The sequence below is a fragment of the Corynebacterium silvaticum genome, from assembly GCF_002162115.2.
Taxonomy (GTDB): Bacteria; Actinomycetota; Actinomycetes; order Mycobacteriales; family Mycobacteriaceae; genus Corynebacterium; species Corynebacterium silvaticum.
In genome coordinates, this window is sequence record NZ_CP021417.2 from 2535916 (window position 1) to 2552014 (window position 16099).

The 16099-nt window shown below is 54.2% G+C and carries 14 protein-coding genes and 1 pseudogene; 12 read left to right on the forward strand and 3 right to left on the reverse strand.

Going from position 1 to position 16099, the window contains the following annotated elements; all coding sequences use genetic code 11:
• Window positions 1-121: 121 nt before the first annotated feature.
• Window positions 122-1429, reverse strand: a complete 1308-nt coding sequence (locus tag CBE74_RS24360; protein ID WP_087454776.1) for a dicarboxylate/amino acid:cation symporter — start codon at window positions 1427-1429, stop codon at window positions 122-124.
• An 859-nt stretch (window positions 1430-2288) separates the two neighbouring features.
• On the opposite strand from CBE74_RS24360, the gene CBE74_RS24365 reads away from it, so the two are divergent.
• From CBE74_RS24365 to CBE74_RS24420, 12 genes and pseudogenes are all read left to right on the forward strand, one after another.
• A complete protein-coding gene (locus CBE74_RS24365) occupies window positions 2289-3185 on the forward strand; it encodes a phytoene/squalene synthase family protein (protein WP_225871194.1) in 897 nt (298 codons plus the stop codon).
• A gap of 56 nt (window positions 3186-3241) precedes the next feature.
• Window positions 3242-4873, forward strand: a complete 1632-nt coding sequence (gene crtI, locus CBE74_RS24370; RefSeq protein ID WP_087454958.1) for a phytoene desaturase family protein — start codon at window positions 3242-3244, stop codon at window positions 4871-4873.
• Window positions 4874-4925: 52 nt separating this feature from the next.
• On the forward strand, window positions 4926-5399 hold the full coding sequence (locus tag CBE74_RS24375) for an SdpI family protein (RefSeq protein ID WP_087454959.1): 474 nt from the start codon (window positions 4926-4928) through the stop codon (window positions 5397-5399).
• Between the two features lie 212 nt (window positions 5400-5611).
• A complete protein-coding gene (locus CBE74_RS24380) occupies window positions 5612-7231 on the forward strand; it encodes an anthranilate synthase component 1 (RefSeq protein ID WP_087454778.1) in 1620 nt (539 codons plus the stop codon).
• Window positions 7228-7875 (forward strand): anthranilate synthase component II, encoded by a 648-nt coding sequence (locus CBE74_RS24385; RefSeq protein WP_087454779.1) that lies wholly within the window; start codon window positions 7228-7230, stop codon window positions 7873-7875. Before CBE74_RS24380 ends, CBE74_RS24385 begins: the two co-directional genes overlap by 4 nt.
• A 50-nt stretch (window positions 7876-7925) precedes the next feature.
• Window positions 7926-8951: an anthranilate phosphoribosyltransferase gene (gene trpD, locus CBE74_RS24390; protein WP_087454780.1), complete on the forward strand. Its 1026-nt coding sequence runs from the start codon at window positions 7926-7928 to the stop codon at window positions 8949-8951.
• Window positions 8941-10431: pseudogene (trpCF, locus tag CBE74_RS24395) on the forward strand (bifunctional indole-3-glycerol-phosphate synthase TrpC/phosphoribosylanthranilate isomerase TrpF). The gene trpD and the pseudogene trpCF overlap by 11 nt, the downstream one beginning before the upstream one ends.
• A gap of 429 nt (window positions 10432-10860) precedes the next feature.
• Entirely contained in the window at window positions 10861-12111 is a 1251-nt protein-coding gene (gene trpB, locus CBE74_RS24400; RefSeq protein ID WP_087454781.1) for a tryptophan synthase subunit beta, read from the forward strand.
• A 2-nt stretch (window positions 12112-12113) separates the two neighbouring features.
• Window positions 12114-12953 carry a tryptophan synthase subunit alpha gene (gene trpA, locus CBE74_RS24405; RefSeq protein WP_087454782.1) on the forward strand — a complete coding sequence of 280 codons (840 nt, stop codon included), beginning with the start codon at window positions 12114-12116 and terminating at the stop codon, window positions 12951-12953.
• A gap of 229 nt (window positions 12954-13182) precedes the next feature.
• Window positions 13183-13533 (forward strand): Rieske (2Fe-2S) protein, encoded by a 351-nt coding sequence (locus CBE74_RS24410; RefSeq protein ID WP_087454783.1) that lies wholly within the window; start codon window positions 13183-13185, stop codon window positions 13531-13533.
• 52 nt (window positions 13534-13585) lie between these two features.
• Window positions 13586-14554 carry a bile acid:sodium symporter family protein gene (locus CBE74_RS24415; protein ID WP_087454784.1) on the forward strand — a complete coding sequence of 323 codons (969 nt, stop codon included), beginning with the start codon at window positions 13586-13588 and terminating at the stop codon, window positions 14552-14554.
• A 24-nt stretch (window positions 14555-14578) separates the two neighbouring features.
• Window positions 14579-14893, forward strand: a complete 315-nt coding sequence (locus CBE74_RS24420; protein WP_087454785.1) for a hypothetical protein — start codon at window positions 14579-14581, stop codon at window positions 14891-14893.
• 87 nt (window positions 14894-14980) lie between these two features.
• Here the strand turns inward: CBE74_RS24420 and CBE74_RS24425 are convergent, their stop codons facing one another.
• Both CBE74_RS24425 and CBE74_RS24430 read right to left on the reverse strand, forming a co-directional pair.
• Window positions 14981-15334 (reverse strand): branched-chain amino acid transporter permease, encoded by a 354-nt coding sequence (locus CBE74_RS24425; protein ID WP_087454786.1) that lies wholly within the window; start codon window positions 15332-15334, stop codon window positions 14981-14983.
• Window positions 15331-16047: an AzlC family ABC transporter permease gene (locus tag CBE74_RS24430; RefSeq protein WP_087454787.1), complete on the reverse strand. Its 717-nt coding sequence runs from the start codon at window positions 16045-16047 to the stop codon at window positions 15331-15333. The genes CBE74_RS24425 and CBE74_RS24430 overlap by 4 nt, the downstream gene beginning before the upstream one ends.
• Window positions 16048-16099: the final 52 nt, after the last annotated feature.

Below are 16099 nucleotides of genomic sequence, written 5' to 3' on the forward strand. Positions count from 1 at the left end.
ATGTCATTTTTTTAGAGATGATCACCACACTCGACTGCCACGCCACAACACACACTAAGGGGGCTGCACCAACCACACGCGGTTGGTGCAGCCCCCTTATCGAGCAGGAGACATGACATGTCTAATTCTTCTGAGCGGAATCCACTCCAGACGCAGATACATTATTGGCTGCGACATCATCTGTTGACTCTTTGGCGTCGATACCTGCGATAGCTGCAGCAAGGCCAAGGTCATCAGCATCGTCCAGATCGTGGCGAGAAATAGATCCCTTTGCAAACTTATCCACCACCATCGCAATAGCGCCATCGCCCGTGACGTTGCAGGCGGTACCAAAGGAATCGATAGCGATATAAGCAGCGATCATGAGCGCCACCTGATCGTCGTTAAAGCCAAGGCTTGAGGACAAGAGGCCAACAGCAGCCATGATTGCGCCGCCGGGAACGCCCGGTGCGGCAACCATCGTAACGCCCAACATCAAAATGAATCCGAGTGCGGTTGCCAAAGGAATATCCATGCCATCCATGAACATGATGGCAAACGCAAACAAGGTAATTTTCATCATCGAACCGGACAGGTGGATCGTCGCGCACAGCGGAATCACAAAGCCCGCCACGGACTTGCTCACACCATTCTTCAGAGCGGACTCATAGGTCACAGGGATCGTCGCAGCAGAAGACGAAGTTCCCAGAGCCGTAAAGTAGGCCGGCATCATGTTCTTGAGGGAGCTCAGCGGATTCTTGCCTGCAACGGCACCAGCAAAGAGGAACTGCAAAACAAGAAGCACAAAGCTCATAAAGATCGCCAGAACCAAGACCTTGGCAAAGGCGGTAAGAACATCGGCAAGGTTTCCGTTCATTCCCAGGGAGAGGAACATGCCAAAGATGTAAATAGGCAGCAACGGGACAATAAAGGAGGAAATAACCTTCATCACCACACGGCGCAGATCCGCAACACCAGAATAAAGCGTGTCGGACTTAACCGTAGTCATAGCCACACCCACCACAAAGGCAAGAATCAAGGCGGTCATCACAGCCATCGGGGCAGGCATATCCACACTGATATAAGGAGTCAAAGCACCTTCCTCAATGTCAGATGCGTGGACATTTTGCTGTCCTGCCAAAAGCTTCGGATAAATCGAATTAGCTACAGCCCAGGAAATCAGCCCAGAGACCAGTGCAGAACAATAAGCAATTCCAGTTGTAATCGCCAGCCACTTACCCGCACCCCGGCCAAGGCCCGCGATGGCGGGAGTAATGAGCGAGAAGATAAGAACCGGAATGAAGAAGCCCAAGAAGTTTCCGAAGAGACCATTGAAGGTTACAAAAATTCGGGCTAACCCATCAGGAAAGAAAAAGCTGCACACAATGCCCAGGATGATCGCCACGATGATCCTGAACAGCAGCGAGGAAGAAAGACGCTTTATGTTCATTAGTTTGCCTACACTATGGAAGGAGGTACGAGGGACATACTGTTCCCTGCGCGACTGGCGTGTCGCCTGGGTTGTGAACTAACTTACGCGGTTACCAATGGAATTCATATTTTCCATGGATCTCATATATCGGGATTTTCCCTCGACGTTCCGGCTGGAAAATATGCACAAGCCCACGACCTGCCCCTTCTATGCGAATCCCCTCAAAAACCCACATTGGGCCAGCTGGCATTTTCCGATTTTTCACCATGTTTCACATGAAACATGGCCTTGTATCGCCCCTAGAAGAGGGAATGGGAAGCCTTTGGAAAGTTTTACAATGTCCAGCGCAACTGGTTATGTCGCGTGACCCAATTTCATCCGTCAAGGCACGTGCCAGACATACTGGACGATACGCCGAGCATACGCGTCAGACATGTGGACCAAACACGCACCAGGAAAGCCTATCGGGTTCACATATGTGACAAGAAAGCGCCATACCTTTGCTGTACATTTTAAAAAGAGCCCAAACAGAAAACCGGAGTTAGCGCTTTATAGGAAGGAGCCATTCATGTCTCGTTGGCCCCTCCGTAAAAATCATCGCCACCCAAAGTCGCATAGATTTCCGCTACTTCCACCACTCTCAGGAGGTTCAAGAGCAGAAACCCCAGAGGCTCTTACACCCCGACGCGCCCGAGGGTCGGCCCTGGCGGCAGCTTTTCGCGCACTCACAACACTGGCGAGACTCCGAGGGAGAAAGTCAGGGGAGAGGGGGCTCACGGCGTCCCGTAACCTTCTCCGTGCAGAGTCCGGAGAAAATTTCAATGAGGGGATTTCGGTTACAGCTCCAGCAACAACGTCGCTCGAAAACTTTGATCGCATGTCTATCAGGGCTGCCGAAAAAGTCATCACGTCTTATTCCACCAGCTTCTCTTTTGCCACCCATATCCTCGAACCGGAGCTACGCACTGACATCCGAAATCTCTATGCCATGGTGCGCACTGCAGATGAGATAGTCGACGGCACTGCCCGCGCCGCTGGACTTACCACTTCCCAGACCGCAGAGCTTCTCGCAGACTACGAGCGTGAGGTACTTCTAGCCCCCACGCAGAGGCTCCACGTAGATCCTGTTATGCACGCCTACGCCATCTCGGCTCGTCGATGTCAGTTTAAAGAAGAACACGTGCGCGCCTTTTTCGCTTCCATGCGTAGAGACATCAGCAGCGTTAACTACAATGCCGACGAGGATTACCGCAGCTACATCTATGGCTCCGCTGAGGTTATTGGCCTCATGTGTTTATCCGCGTTCCTAGTACAACGTCCCAGTTCTCCTCATCGAGGAGCAGACCAACGCGCACATCACTATTCCCAGAAAGACCTCGACATCATGAGCGAGGGCGCGCGTGCTCTAGGTGCAGCATTTCAAAAGGTAAATTTTCTCCGCGATTGGCAAGAGGATGCGACCCAGTTGGGACGGCACTATTTCCCCGGCGCCCCTCGCCGTCTCACCGACTCTTTCAAGCGCACAATCATCGCAGATATCCGCACCGACCTAGCCGCAGCGCTTCGTGCCATACCGCTCTTGCCGGGTTCCGCCCCAGTGGGAGTAGCAGCAGCTGCAGAATTATTCGCCGAGCTGACCAACATCCTCGACACAATGAGCGCAGCTGAGATCATGGAGAAACGCGCTAGTGTTCCTATCTCCACAAAGGCAAGAATCATGGCTCGTGCGCTTATCAAAGCCAGAAAGTTTCATCCGCTGACGCATGGCCGCTAGCACATGTACGTCTTGCTGTGTGAGAGGATCCCACCACTTGATTGGAACAGACAATGATGCCGATTACGCCTCCTAAGAAAGCCATTGTTATCGGGGCAGGTGCCGCAGGACTAGCCACCGCCGCTTTATTGTCGTGCGAGGGCTACGAGGTCACAGTGGTGGAGAAAAACGAGGAGATCGGAGGGCGTGCTGGGAATCTCTGCTACAAAGGTTTCCGTTGGGACACCGGCCCGTCGTGGTACCTCATGCCCGATGCCTTTGAACATTTCTTCGCTCTGCTCGGTAGCACGGTTAAACAGGAGTATAGCCTCGAAGATGTACAGCCCGCGTATCGACTTTTTGCAGAAACACACCCCGCACAGGCCGCCGAGCGTATCGACGTCCCCAGCGACCCCACCGCCCTAGCCAACTATTTTGAATCGGTAGAGCCCGGCGCGGGAGAGGCGCTTTATCAGTATCTTGCCAGTGCAAGCGCCACCTACCGCATCGCTGTGGAGCGATTTCTTTATACCAATTTCACGTCTCTTGGACCCTTGTTACACCGGGACGTTCTTGGCCGCCTCCGCGTCTTGATCACACTGCTCACACGGTCTCTCCACACGATGGTGAACAAGCGTTTCCAGGACCACCGGTTAAGGCAAATTTTGTCTTATCCTGCCGTCTTTCTTTCCTCTCGCCCAGAGGAAACGCCATCAATGTATCACCTCATGAGTCATACCGACATAGTCCAAGGAGTGCGGTATCCGACTAAGGGATTCACTGGTGTCATAGAGGCGATATACCGCCACGCGCTCACAAGAAATGCTCGTTTTCTTTTTGATACTGCCGTTTTAGAGATCACTACCAGCAACATGAGCCGTGATCTGCGCAAACGGGAAAAACTCGCCCATGCCACTGGAGTGGTGATTCGGCACAGTGATGGTTCAAAAGAACATCTTCACGCAGACATTGTGGTTTCCTGTGCGGATCTACACCACACTGAGACGCAGCTTTTACCGCAGCACCTCCGCAGTTATAACTCCGACTATTTTTCTCGTCGCAACCCCGGTGTAGGCACGGTGGTGGTCTTAGCGGGGGTCAGGGGATCATTACCGCAGCTTAAGCATCATAATCTGTTTTTTAGCAAAGACTGGGCAATTGACTTTGATGCTGTGTTCCGCACCGATACCCAGAGCGTGGCCTCGGAATCTATCTATGTGTCCAAGCCCTCCCACACAGACGCACACGTTGCGCCGCCGGGTCACGAGAATCTTTTTATTTTGATTCCCGTCTCAGCGCAGCTAGCTATTGGGCATGGCAACGCCTATGGGCATGCCAAGTCTGAATCGGTACGCGCTATTGCCGAACACGCCATCGAATCCATTGCGCATAAGGCTGGCATCCCCGATTTATCCTCGCGCATCGTTGTGAGCAAAACGATTGGCCCAGCCGATTTTGCAGATCGTTACCATGCATGGCTCGGGAGCTCCATCGGGCCAGCGCATACGCTCAGGCAGTCCGCCTTCTTCCGAGGCCGCAATGTGTCTCGGAAGGTAAAAAATCTGTACTATGCGGGCGCAACTACTGTCCCTGGGGTAGGTATCCCAATGTGCCTTATTTCGGCAGAAAATGTGATTAAGCGACTGCGGGGCGATACCAGCCCCGGCCCACTGCCGGAGCCGCTCAATCCACGCCGAACTTCGATATAAAAGCACCCACAGCCATTTAGCTGATAAGCAAACCCGGACTACAGTGATCGGCATGACTGTCGTCGGCACGCTTTTGGCTATCGTAACTATTGCTCTTATCACCATCGGCGCCTTGGCATGGGCTCGCCGCCTCCACGGAAACTCCTATGTGGGAATCCGGGTGCCTGAGGTGCGTAAATCTCAGGAGCTGTGGACCACCGCGCATCACGTCGCTGGCCCTTTGTGGGTCGTCGGTGGCATTGCTGTTGGAATCGCTGCATCATTGTGTTTTGCCCCCTCCGGGTGGTTGCATCTGATGTCCATCGTTGCGGTGCTCGCGGGCATAGTGTTTGTGAGCATTGGCGCTAATGTGGGGGCGCGCGCCGCATCGCTTCTCGACGCCCAAGCGGACGTCACAGCGGCTTCAGAGTCCACGTGCTGCAGTGCCGGGGGAGCTGAGGAGGCGAATGATGAGGGGCAAGCGTCGACAAGCTTTACCCCCGATCTGGAAGCATTACGACGTGCAGCGCAGGCCTCCGATAACTGATTGATCTTGCGCGCATTCGCACTCATGCGTATGGTTCAGGTGTATGAAGAACATGAATGCACACTGGTGGTGTGGCTCGCATAGCGGCGAGCTACATGATTGTGCATCCCACAGCTCGCTTGAAAACTCCCAAGCGGGCTTTTTTGTATCCATAGGCTCCAGCCAGATGGCCCGCAGCGGGGGAGAATCCACCCAACACATGCAAAGGCACTATGGCTACTACAGAAACCACTTTTCACGTTGATAGGCGATCGGTCCGATACCACGAGGACGCCGCCGCGCTTTTTGCAGCGCTAGGAGGAACAACCGCCTCCGATTCCGCGCTGCTGGAATCTGCTGATGTGGAATCCAAGAAGAATACGATGTGCATTGCGACCCTCACCGGTGCGGTGCGCGTTACCTGCGTCGGGCAAACGGTCACAGTAACCCCGTTGACCCCCACTGGCCACAGCATCACGGATCGCTTGTGCAGGCAACTTGCAGACCACTTAGCAGAACGACGCATCAACGGGGAGGCGCTCTTTGCATTCACCAGGTCTCAAGAACTTAACGAGCGCGAGCGCTTAACTGCTATGAGCAACGCCGAGGTGCTGCGCAAACTCCAACTGGCGGCTGGCTACAACGGAAAAGAATTGCCCATCCTCTCCGGTGGTTTTGCCTTTGATTACCTAGAAACCTTTGAGGTGCTACCGGAGGTTCGGCCGGGGGAGAATACCTATCCGGATTATCAGTTCCTAGTGGCGGAGACTCTGCTGGTTATCGATCACCTTAATCATGAGGCCTTTATCGAGGCTGTGGGTATTGATGCAGAAGAACTAACCAGCAGGCTTAACCACCTTGCGGAGAAAATTTCTTCTGATATACTCGCGCTGGAGATGGCCACAACGACGCCAGGTACGCCGTCAGAGGTCCTGCACGTGCATACCAGTATGAGCGATCCCCAATTTTGCACGCATGTAGAAGAACTCAAAAAGAGCATTCATAGCGGGGACGTCTACCAGGTGGTACCGGCGCGATCATTCTCTGCCGCATGCGATAACGCCTACGCGGCGTATCTCCAGCTTCGTGCATCTAACCCAAGTCCGTATATGTTCTACGTACGAGGACAGATAACACCAAACAATATTGCACACAATGATAATGAAATCCCTTCCGAGACCTATGAAATCATCGGAGCCTCACCCGAATCCAATTTAAAGTTCGACGCAGCAACACGCAACGTCCAGCTATACCCCATCGCAGGCACCAGACCCCGGGGACTTAACCCCGACGGCAGCGTCAATCACGAGCTAGATGTCCGCGCCGAGCTGGACATGCGTACCAACGCCAAAGAGATCGCCGAACACACCATGCTCGTTGATCTTGCGCGCAATGACCTAGCCCGAGTAGCGGTACCAGCCACAAGAAAAGTGTCTGACCTCCTGAGCGTGGATAGATACTCCCGGGTAATGCATCTTGTCAGTAGAGTGAGCGCCACACTACATCCCGATTTTGATGCTATCGACGCCTACCGCGCCTGCATGAACATGGGAACACTCAGCGGGTCACCTAAATTGCGTGCAATGGAATTGCTTCGCGGTACCGAACGTACCCGGAGAGGATCCTATGGGGGAGCGATTGGTTATCTGCGTGGCGACGGCACAATGGACACCTGCATCGTTATTCGATCCGCTTTTATCCATAACGGCGTCGCCGTGGTTCAAGCAGGAGCCGGAGTAGTGCGAGATTCCATACCCCAGGCGGAAGCTGATGAAACCTTGCACAAAGCATACGCAGTACTCAATGCTCTCGCGATGGCACAGAACGCAACCCCTAAGGTGAACCGCTCATGAACCCTACCAACACCCATGTAGTACTCCTTGATAACCACGATTCCTTTGTATATAACCTGGTCGACGCTTTTGCCGTTGCTGGCTATCGCTGCACCGTCTTTCGCAACTCCGTAGAGGTAAAAGAGATTCTGGCAGCCAAGCCGGACATTATCTGCCTTTCTCCCGGCCCCGGCCACCCACGGGATGCGGGCTGCATGATGGAGCTCATCGATCACGCATTGGGACGCATCCCGATCCTCGGCATTTGTCTAGGTTTTCAAGCACTCCTAGAGCACTTCGGGGGAGACGTTCGCAGATGTGGACCTGTTCACGGAATTACAGATCTCATGCAGCTCAACGAGCATGGTCTGCACAGTTCACTATTCCGCGGCCTAACCGTTGATGGCGATCCTGGTTCCCGGGAGGGCCAGCGCGTTCCCGTCGCCCGGTATCACTCCCTTGGGTGCACAGAAACCCCGAAGGAATTGACGGCGCTAGGAACCTGTCCCTCTGTCATCGGCCCAGTGATCATGGCGGCCGAGGCCCGCGAGCATGCCGCGGTGGGGTTGCAGTTTCACCCAGAGTCAATCCTAAGTCCTTCCGGGCCGATCATTTTGCAACGCTGCATCGACCATCTATCTCAGCAGAGAGACCACACCCCATAAATAACGTCACGTGACGTTATTCTTAGGTACAAAATACATTAGGACATACCATGACCAGTGAAAGCACAAAGAAAAAACTTATCGCCTATCTCGACAACCCCAACCCAACGGTTGAGGAAGCTATCGAGGTTTTTACCCCTCTCACAATTGGCGACTACGACGATGTGCACATCGCAGCACTCCTAGCCACCATACGCACTCGCGGTGAAACCTACGCAGACATCGCGGGCGCCGCACATGCTTTTCTCGCCGCAGGACGACCTTTCCCCATCACAGGTTCCGGCTTAATGGACACCGCAGGCACCGGCGGCGACGGCGCAAATACCATCAACGTAACCACGGCAGCCTCGCTTGTAGCAGCTTCTGGGGGAGTGCGGATGATCAAATGCGGCAACCGTTCAGTCTCTTCCAAGTCGGGATCAGCCGATGTTCTAGAAGCTCTCAATATCCCACTAGACCTAGACCCCGACCGCGCAGTCCGACAATTCAAAGCCTCCAATTTCACATTCCTCTTCGCACCGGCCTACAACCCGGCAGTCGCCCACGTACAGCCTGTCCGAAAAGCCCTCAGAGTTCCCACTCTTTTTAACGTCTTAGGTCCATTGCTTTCCCCGGCGCGCCCCGAATTTCAGCTCATGGGCATTGCCAATCCGGCACTTGGCCCCATCATCGCTCAGGTCTTCCGCGACCTGGGTCGCACCCATGCACTAGTGGTTCATGGCTCCGGAATCGATGAAGTCGCCGTGCACGGGCCCACCACCATATGGGAACTCAATCACGGCACGATCACCAGCTATGAGGTCACCCCTGAAGAACTAGGAATCCAGCGCCATAGTCTCGCTGACTTAGCAGGCGGCGACGGCACGGAAAATGCTGCACTGATGCGCGCCACTTTTGCCGGGGAAGGCGCTGCGGCTCATCGAGATGCTGTCGCAGCTACCGCCGGTGCAATTTTTTATACTGCAAATCTGGTGGACTCTCTGCGCGAAGGAACAGATAAAGCCAAAAAGCTCATCGAAGACGGTCACGTTCAACAATGGCTCGCAACCCACGAGGAGGCCAACTATGCGCAATAACACAGCGTCAATACCCACAGTCTTAGAAGAAATTGTTCACGCCCGCCGATCACATCTTCAAGAGATTCGTGCCCGCATTTCGCATGTAGATCCACTCCGGTTGCCGAGGTCCACAAAATCCCTTTTCCAGGCGCTTGGTGGCTCCGCGAGCGGGGGAGTGGCGCCGCTTCGGCAAGCATATTCCGGTAGCTCCGCGAGGGCACCGCACTTCATTATGGAGTGCAAATCCGCATCACCGTCATTAGGGGAAATTCGATCTGATTATTCCCCGGGAGATATTGCGCGGATTTATTCTCGCTACGCTTCCGCGATTTCCGTTCTTTGCGAACCTGACAAATTTAACGGCGACTACGACCACCTGGCCACCGTCGCAGCGTCGACACACCTGCCGGTCTTATGCAAGGACTTCATCATCGACCCCGTGCAGGTGCACGCTGCACGCTACTTTGGCGCGGACGCGATCCTACTCATGCTTAGCGTGCTTGACGACGCCACCTACACCTCACTTTCCTATGAGGCCGAGCGCCTCGGGCTAGACGTCCTCACCGAAGTAATCAACGAGGATGAGGTAAAATGAGCCATTCGCCTTGGCGCAAAGATTTTTGGCGTCAATCACCGCAACTTGCACGACCTCAGTATCGACCTTTCTCGTTCCTCACAACTAGAAGCCCTCGTTCCAGAAAATGCTGTACTCGTGTCAGAATCCGGCATTCGGACAAACGAGACGGTGCGTCAATTGGCCGGTCATTCCGATGCTTTCCTTGTAGGCTCACAACTCACCGGCCATAACGACGTTGACTCCGCCGCACGTTCGCTCGTTTTTGGAACCAACAAGGTGTGCGGTCTCACCACCGCTTCCGCGGCACACGCTGCACGCGCAGCCGGCGCAACACACGGAGGATTGATATTTGAAGACTCCAGTCCTCGCAATGTTTCACGTGAAACCGCCGAAAAAATCATTGCAGCAGAGCCGCCTCTGCACTACGTTGCGGTAAGCAGACGCACGCAAGACTGGACGGAAATACTCCTTCCAGGCATTAAGACCCTCCAGATCCATGCCCCATATCAAGGGTCCATCGCGGGGGAGAAGGAGCTTCTTAACAAAGCCCGCCTGGAACTCCACAAGGCGGGAAGGGAAGACGTTGCCATCTGGCGCGCCGTATCCATGACAGCTCCCGAAGGGCCCGAGACTGCCATGGCACTCATGGATGACGTAGATATGGCGCTTCTCGACGCCGGCACCGGCGGCACCGGAACATCCTTCCATTGGGAAGAGATTCCCCAAGGCGTGCTCCCCAAGGCAATCCTGGCCGGGGGCCTTAACCCTGACAACCTTCCCGAGGCATTAGCAAGGGGGTGCGCCGGCCTAGACCTTAACTCCGGCGTCGAGTACCCAACCGATGCCGGAACCTGGGCGGGGCTAAAAGATTCGGGGGCATTACTCCGAGCTTTCTCCACCATCCGAGGGTTTCATTACTAACCCAGCTTTTTCGCACCTCGACCACACCCCAATACAGAAACATACCCCCACCCCTTGCGCTCACCACCGAAGACGTTTAAGCTATTTCCTATGAGATATGCACTAAACATCTGGTGGTGGCGCGCTTACTAAGCGGGCCATTGAGTGCTATCTATTTCTCCGGCTCGCATCATGCGGGCCGTTTCTTTTTGGGTGAACCCTAGGCCACCGGCCCGCGATCAATCACATATCTATCGCGCAAAGGCACCAACTATGTTCTCTCCTAGCCACTTCTACACCGTCTGCACCGCAGCAGGTGCGTACCGAGGCATCCCACCGCAACCACGGATCAACGTGGCGTCGGCACGCGAAAAACGATGGCGTAGTTTCACGTGAAACATTGACATACGGAACAACCACCTTTAAAAACTTGCAACCTAAGGATTCACGATGACACCCTCCCAGAACCCCACCGATCAGCACACACTCCTTCCCGCATATTTCGGAGAATTCGGCGGACAATTCGTTCCCGAATCACTCCTGCCGGCACTCGATCAGCTTGAAAAAGCGTTTGTTGAGGCGCAAGAAGACCCACAGTTCCGAGAGGAACTCGCGGGCTACCTCAAGGACTACCTGGGGAGGCCCACCCCTTTAACCGAATGTTCAAAACTACCTCTGGCCGGAAAGGGTAGGGGACACGCTCGCATCTTCCTCAAACGCGAAGACCTCGTTCACGGCGGAGCACATAAGACAAACCAAGTGATCGGCCAGGCCCTCCTGGCTAAGCGGATGGGCAAAAAACGCATCATCGCGGAAACCGGCGCCGGACAGCACGGAACCGCCACCGCTCTCGCCTGCGCGCTCTTAGACCTTGAATGCGTCATCTATATGGGGGCAAAAGATGTGGAACGTCAGCAGCCCAACGTGTACCGCATGGAGCTCATGGGCGCCACAGTAGTACCCGTAGATTCGGGATCAGGAACACTCAAAGACGCGGTTAATGAGGCCCTCCGGGATTGGACTGCCACCTTCCACGAATCCCACTACCTACTCGGCACAGCGGCAGGCCCTCACCCATTCCCGACGATCGTTCGAGAATTCCATCGTGTTATTTCTGAAGAAGCTAAAGCCCAAATGATTGAACGCACGGGAGGCCTTCCCGACGTCGTGGTTGCCTGCGTGGGCGGAGGCTCCAATGCAATCGGTATGTTTGCGGACTTCATTGATGATCCATCCGTAGAACTCGTCGGCGCGGAACCTGGCGGGGAGGGTCTGTCATCCGGCAAGCACGGAGCAACCATCAACAACGGACAAATCGGTATCCTGCACGGCGCTAAAAGCTATTTGATGCGAAACTCTGACGGCCAAGTGGAAGAGTCCTATTCTATTTCCGCCGGGCTAGATTACCCTGGGGTCGGACCTCAACACGCGCATCTGTCAAAGTCTGGACGAGCCACCTATGTAGCTATCACGGATGCCGAGGCTCTTGAAGCCTTCCAATTACTCTCCCGCGAAGAGGGAATCATCCCGGCATTGGAGTCAAGCCATGCCCTTGCTTATGCACTAAAGCGAGCCGCCCTCGCAGAAGAAGAAGGAAAAAATATCACCATACTTGTCTCCCTTTCAGGGCGTGGTGATAAAGACATCGATCACATTCGCAAAACTCTCGCCGCAAACCCCGAACTTGCCCTCAAGGATTAATCATGAACCGCTACCACAACCTTTTCACTCGGCTAGAACAATCCAACGAGGGAGCCTTTGTCCCTTTCATCATGCTCGGCGATCCTTCCCCCGAGGCATCCCTGACAATCATTCGCACCGCCGTCCAGGCCGGAGCAGATGCACTTGAGATCGGCGTTCCCTTCTCAGATCCGGTGGCCGACGGCCCGACCATCCAACGTTCCCATCTCCGCGCCTTGGATAATGGAGCAACCGTCGATTCCTCTTTGTTGCTCATTGCTCAGATCCGTTCAGAGTTTCCAGACCTGCCCATTGGCCTCCTGATCTATGGCAATGTCCCTTTCACTCGCGGACTAGATACCTTCTATCAAGAATTCGCCACCTCCGGCGCCGATTCTATTTTGCTTCCCGACGTCCCCGTACGGGAAGGGGAGCCCTTCATCGCAGCAGCACAACAGACAGGGATCGCACCCATTTTCATTGCGCCCGCACAGGCATCGGAAGATACCCTCCGAGCCGTGGCAGCGCATTCTGAGGGCTACATCTACGCAATTTCTCGCGATGGGGTCACTGGCACAGAGCGGGAATCTTCCACTAGCGGACTCAGTGACGTAGTAGCAAACATCACGACATTCGGCGGTGCCCCTGCACTTCTCGGGTTCGGGATTTCCACCCCCCAGCACGTCCGAGACGCGATGGCAGCCGGGGCAAGGGGAGTAATCACCGGATCCGCCATCACGGCGATCATTGAACGCCACTGTGTTGGTACACATCCCCAGCCCGCCACAATCGATGACATGCCCGCACTGCAATCGGAAATTTCCGCTTTTATCGCTGAGATGAAAGAAGCAACTCGCGGATAGCAAGCCGCACTGCACAGGCAGCCTTCACCAACGCCCGGTTGGCGCGTCGATAAGCATATAGTCGCCGCGCTGATCGGGCAGTGAATGTTTCACGTGAAACATTCAGCCGAGCCGTCTTTTGTCACTGTGATGATTAGTGACTGATCCACGGTTTCGGTGTAATACTGGTTTTATGACTACCCATGACTCCACATCTTCAGCACACCACGGCCCTAAATGCACAAGGCGCATGTTCTTACTCGGCACAGCAACCACTTTTGCGGGGGCGGTGCTTGCAGCCTGCGGCGGCGATAAAGCCAAGGCCAAAGAAATAGCACTTTCCGACGTTCCTGTGGGTAGCGCAACCATCGTCGACGATTTCATCATCGCCCAACCTGTTGCGGGGGAGTACAAGGCATATTCGACTGACTGCCCTCACCAGCACGCAAAAATCACGATCGTCCAAGGCGACACCGTGAAGTGCCCAAAGCACGGGTCCATATTTAACATCAAAGACGGCGCCGTCACCCAGGGACCATCGCGAGACCCGCTCATAACAAAGACTCTTGAGGTATCCGGGGATAAAGCGAAGATCTCCTAACACCTGTTGTAATAACAGCCACACTGCGAGCATTCCGATCTAGACTCAAAGAATGCTCGCCAAAATCAAGAACCTTGACCCCCTCATCGTCCTCATAGTGCTGGCGGTCATCATCGCAATTTTCTTCCCAGCCCGCGGTGGATTTGCCGATGCCTTTTCCACCGCGACCAAAATTGCAATCGCTTTACTCTTCTTTCTCTACGGTGCTCGCCTCTCCACTAAAGAAGCCCTCGATGGCTTGAAAAACTGGAAGCTACACCTAACAATTCTCGCTTTTACTTTTGTGGTGTTCCCTGCGATAGGCCTAGCGCTCAAACCTCTCGACATGGTTATTTCCAGCGGAATCTCTATGGGCATCCTTTATCTCACGCTCGTTCCTTCTACCGTCCAATCGTCGGTAGCTTTCACTTCGATCGCACAAGGCAACGTCGCAGGGGCCATCGTGAGCGCCTCAGCCTCCAACCTCATCGGAGTTTTTGCCACCCCGCTGTTAGTGATGGCGTTCATGACTACAGAAGGCGGAATGCATATTGACACCGGAGTTTTTCTGGATATTGCCATCCAGTTGCTCCTGCCTTTTGTCATTGGACAACTCCTGCGACGATGGGTCAAAGACTTTGCCGCGAATAAAGCAACCAAATCCGTGGATCGCGGATCCATCGCAATGGTGGTTTATTCCGCCTTTTCCGCAGGAATCGTCGCCGGGATTTGGTCATCGGTCAAAGTATGGGAAGTACTTTTCCTCGTTGTGTTCTCCATCGTGCTAGTCGCTTTTATGTTGTGGTTGACCAAATTCAGCGCGCAAAAGCTCGGGTTTAACCGCGGGGATGTTATCGCCATAGAATTTTGTGGCACAAAGAAATCTCTCGCTTCCGGCCTGCCCATGGCAGCCGTGATATTCGGGGGAGCAAACCTAGGTCTGCTCATTCTTCCGCTGATGATTTTCCACCAGATACAGCTCATGATGTGTTCCTGGCTTGCCGCCCGCTATGCTCGAAATTTGCCAGAAAATCTCAACTAAACCCACCGCGTTCAGGAGAACCCCATGACTTCCTATCTTTATGTGAGAACACTAATGTCTATCCCCGGAGTGGGAACGAGCAACCATATTGCCGAGTTAGAACTCACCAGCACCACCGAATGTCGCTTGCACCGACTCCTAGAGGTGGATCCCTCCAATAGCGTCTGCGGGGCAGCCCATGGTGGGACGGTCGTGGGGATGGCGGCACCACCACAAAACACAGTCCCACATCCAGAAAGCTATGCAAACTTTCCTGACATTGAAACCGCATACTTATCATCAGAAGAATTTGAATCATTGTGGGCTGAGGCAAGAGCCAAATTCCCTGAATTACGCTGAGCTACACTGGGACAAAACCGGCTTTCCCACCTACGCATCAGAGGTGGGAAAGCCGGTTTTGATATATCGAAAAAGGGGGAGAACAGTTCACCACACCAGGTTGACCAGAATCATATAGAAAACTGTTCCACCGATAATGGATAGACCGCAGTCTCTCCGCCACCAATGCACAAGCAACGTAGCAACCGTGGCGATGAGCGCAGGCACAAGACCTCCCGTGGCACCCCGCGCAGCAGAAAGCGTATACATAACTAACACCACCATCACACCCACAGGCATGGTCATCGCGAGCATGGACATCAACGCACTGCCCTTAAGCAGCTTAACCGCAGAGAAGGGGAGCCACCGAAGCATAAAAGTGATCACAGCAACCGGCAGGAGCACGAGGACAACAGAGGAAAGCGTGACGCCCTCGGGTAGCCCCAACTGAGCAAGCGTCATTTCTTCACCTTCCATGTCAGTGCAGCATCCAAGCGTGGTTGCGCGCTACGAATGAACAACAAAAGGAAATAGGCGACGAGCGCAATGATGAGCATCTTCTGAGTGGAGATCAGGGCAGCGATGACAGATAGGACAATGGCAAAAAATGGCAGCGACCAATCTTGGTTGTTGCGAAATGCCTCCCAGGCCAGCACCACAAAAAGCGCCGTGAGGGCGAACTCCATTCCCTGAATCCCTTGGGGGAGAGCCACCCCAGCCAGCGTCCCGACAACGCCCGACAAAACCCACAGAACGTGACAAAAGACCTGAATAGTCAACAGTCGCACACTAGAGATATTCCCTGCCTCGGGGCGAGCCGAGACGATCGCATAGGCCTCGTCGGTAAGCGAATATGTGGAATACACTCTACCGATAACTGATGTAATCCGGTGGCGCGGATACGTTAAGCCATAAAAGATATGGCGGAAATTCACCATAAAAGCTGTGATCGCTGCCGATACGGGACCTGCTCCACCTGTGACGAGCGTCAGCGCAAGGAATTCCATTGAGCCCGCGTAGATCACGATGGAAAAAATTGGCGCCCACCACCAGGCAAATCCTGATTGCGTCACCAACAAACCAAAAGCAAGCCCCAGGGGGACGAGTCCTAATGCAACCGCCCAGGATTCTTTAATCCCGGCCCGAATTTCGGACGATGTTTCACGTGAAACCATCACAACCTCTTTTTATTAACATTCCTCCAGAAAAGGCGAACACCAAGGAGAT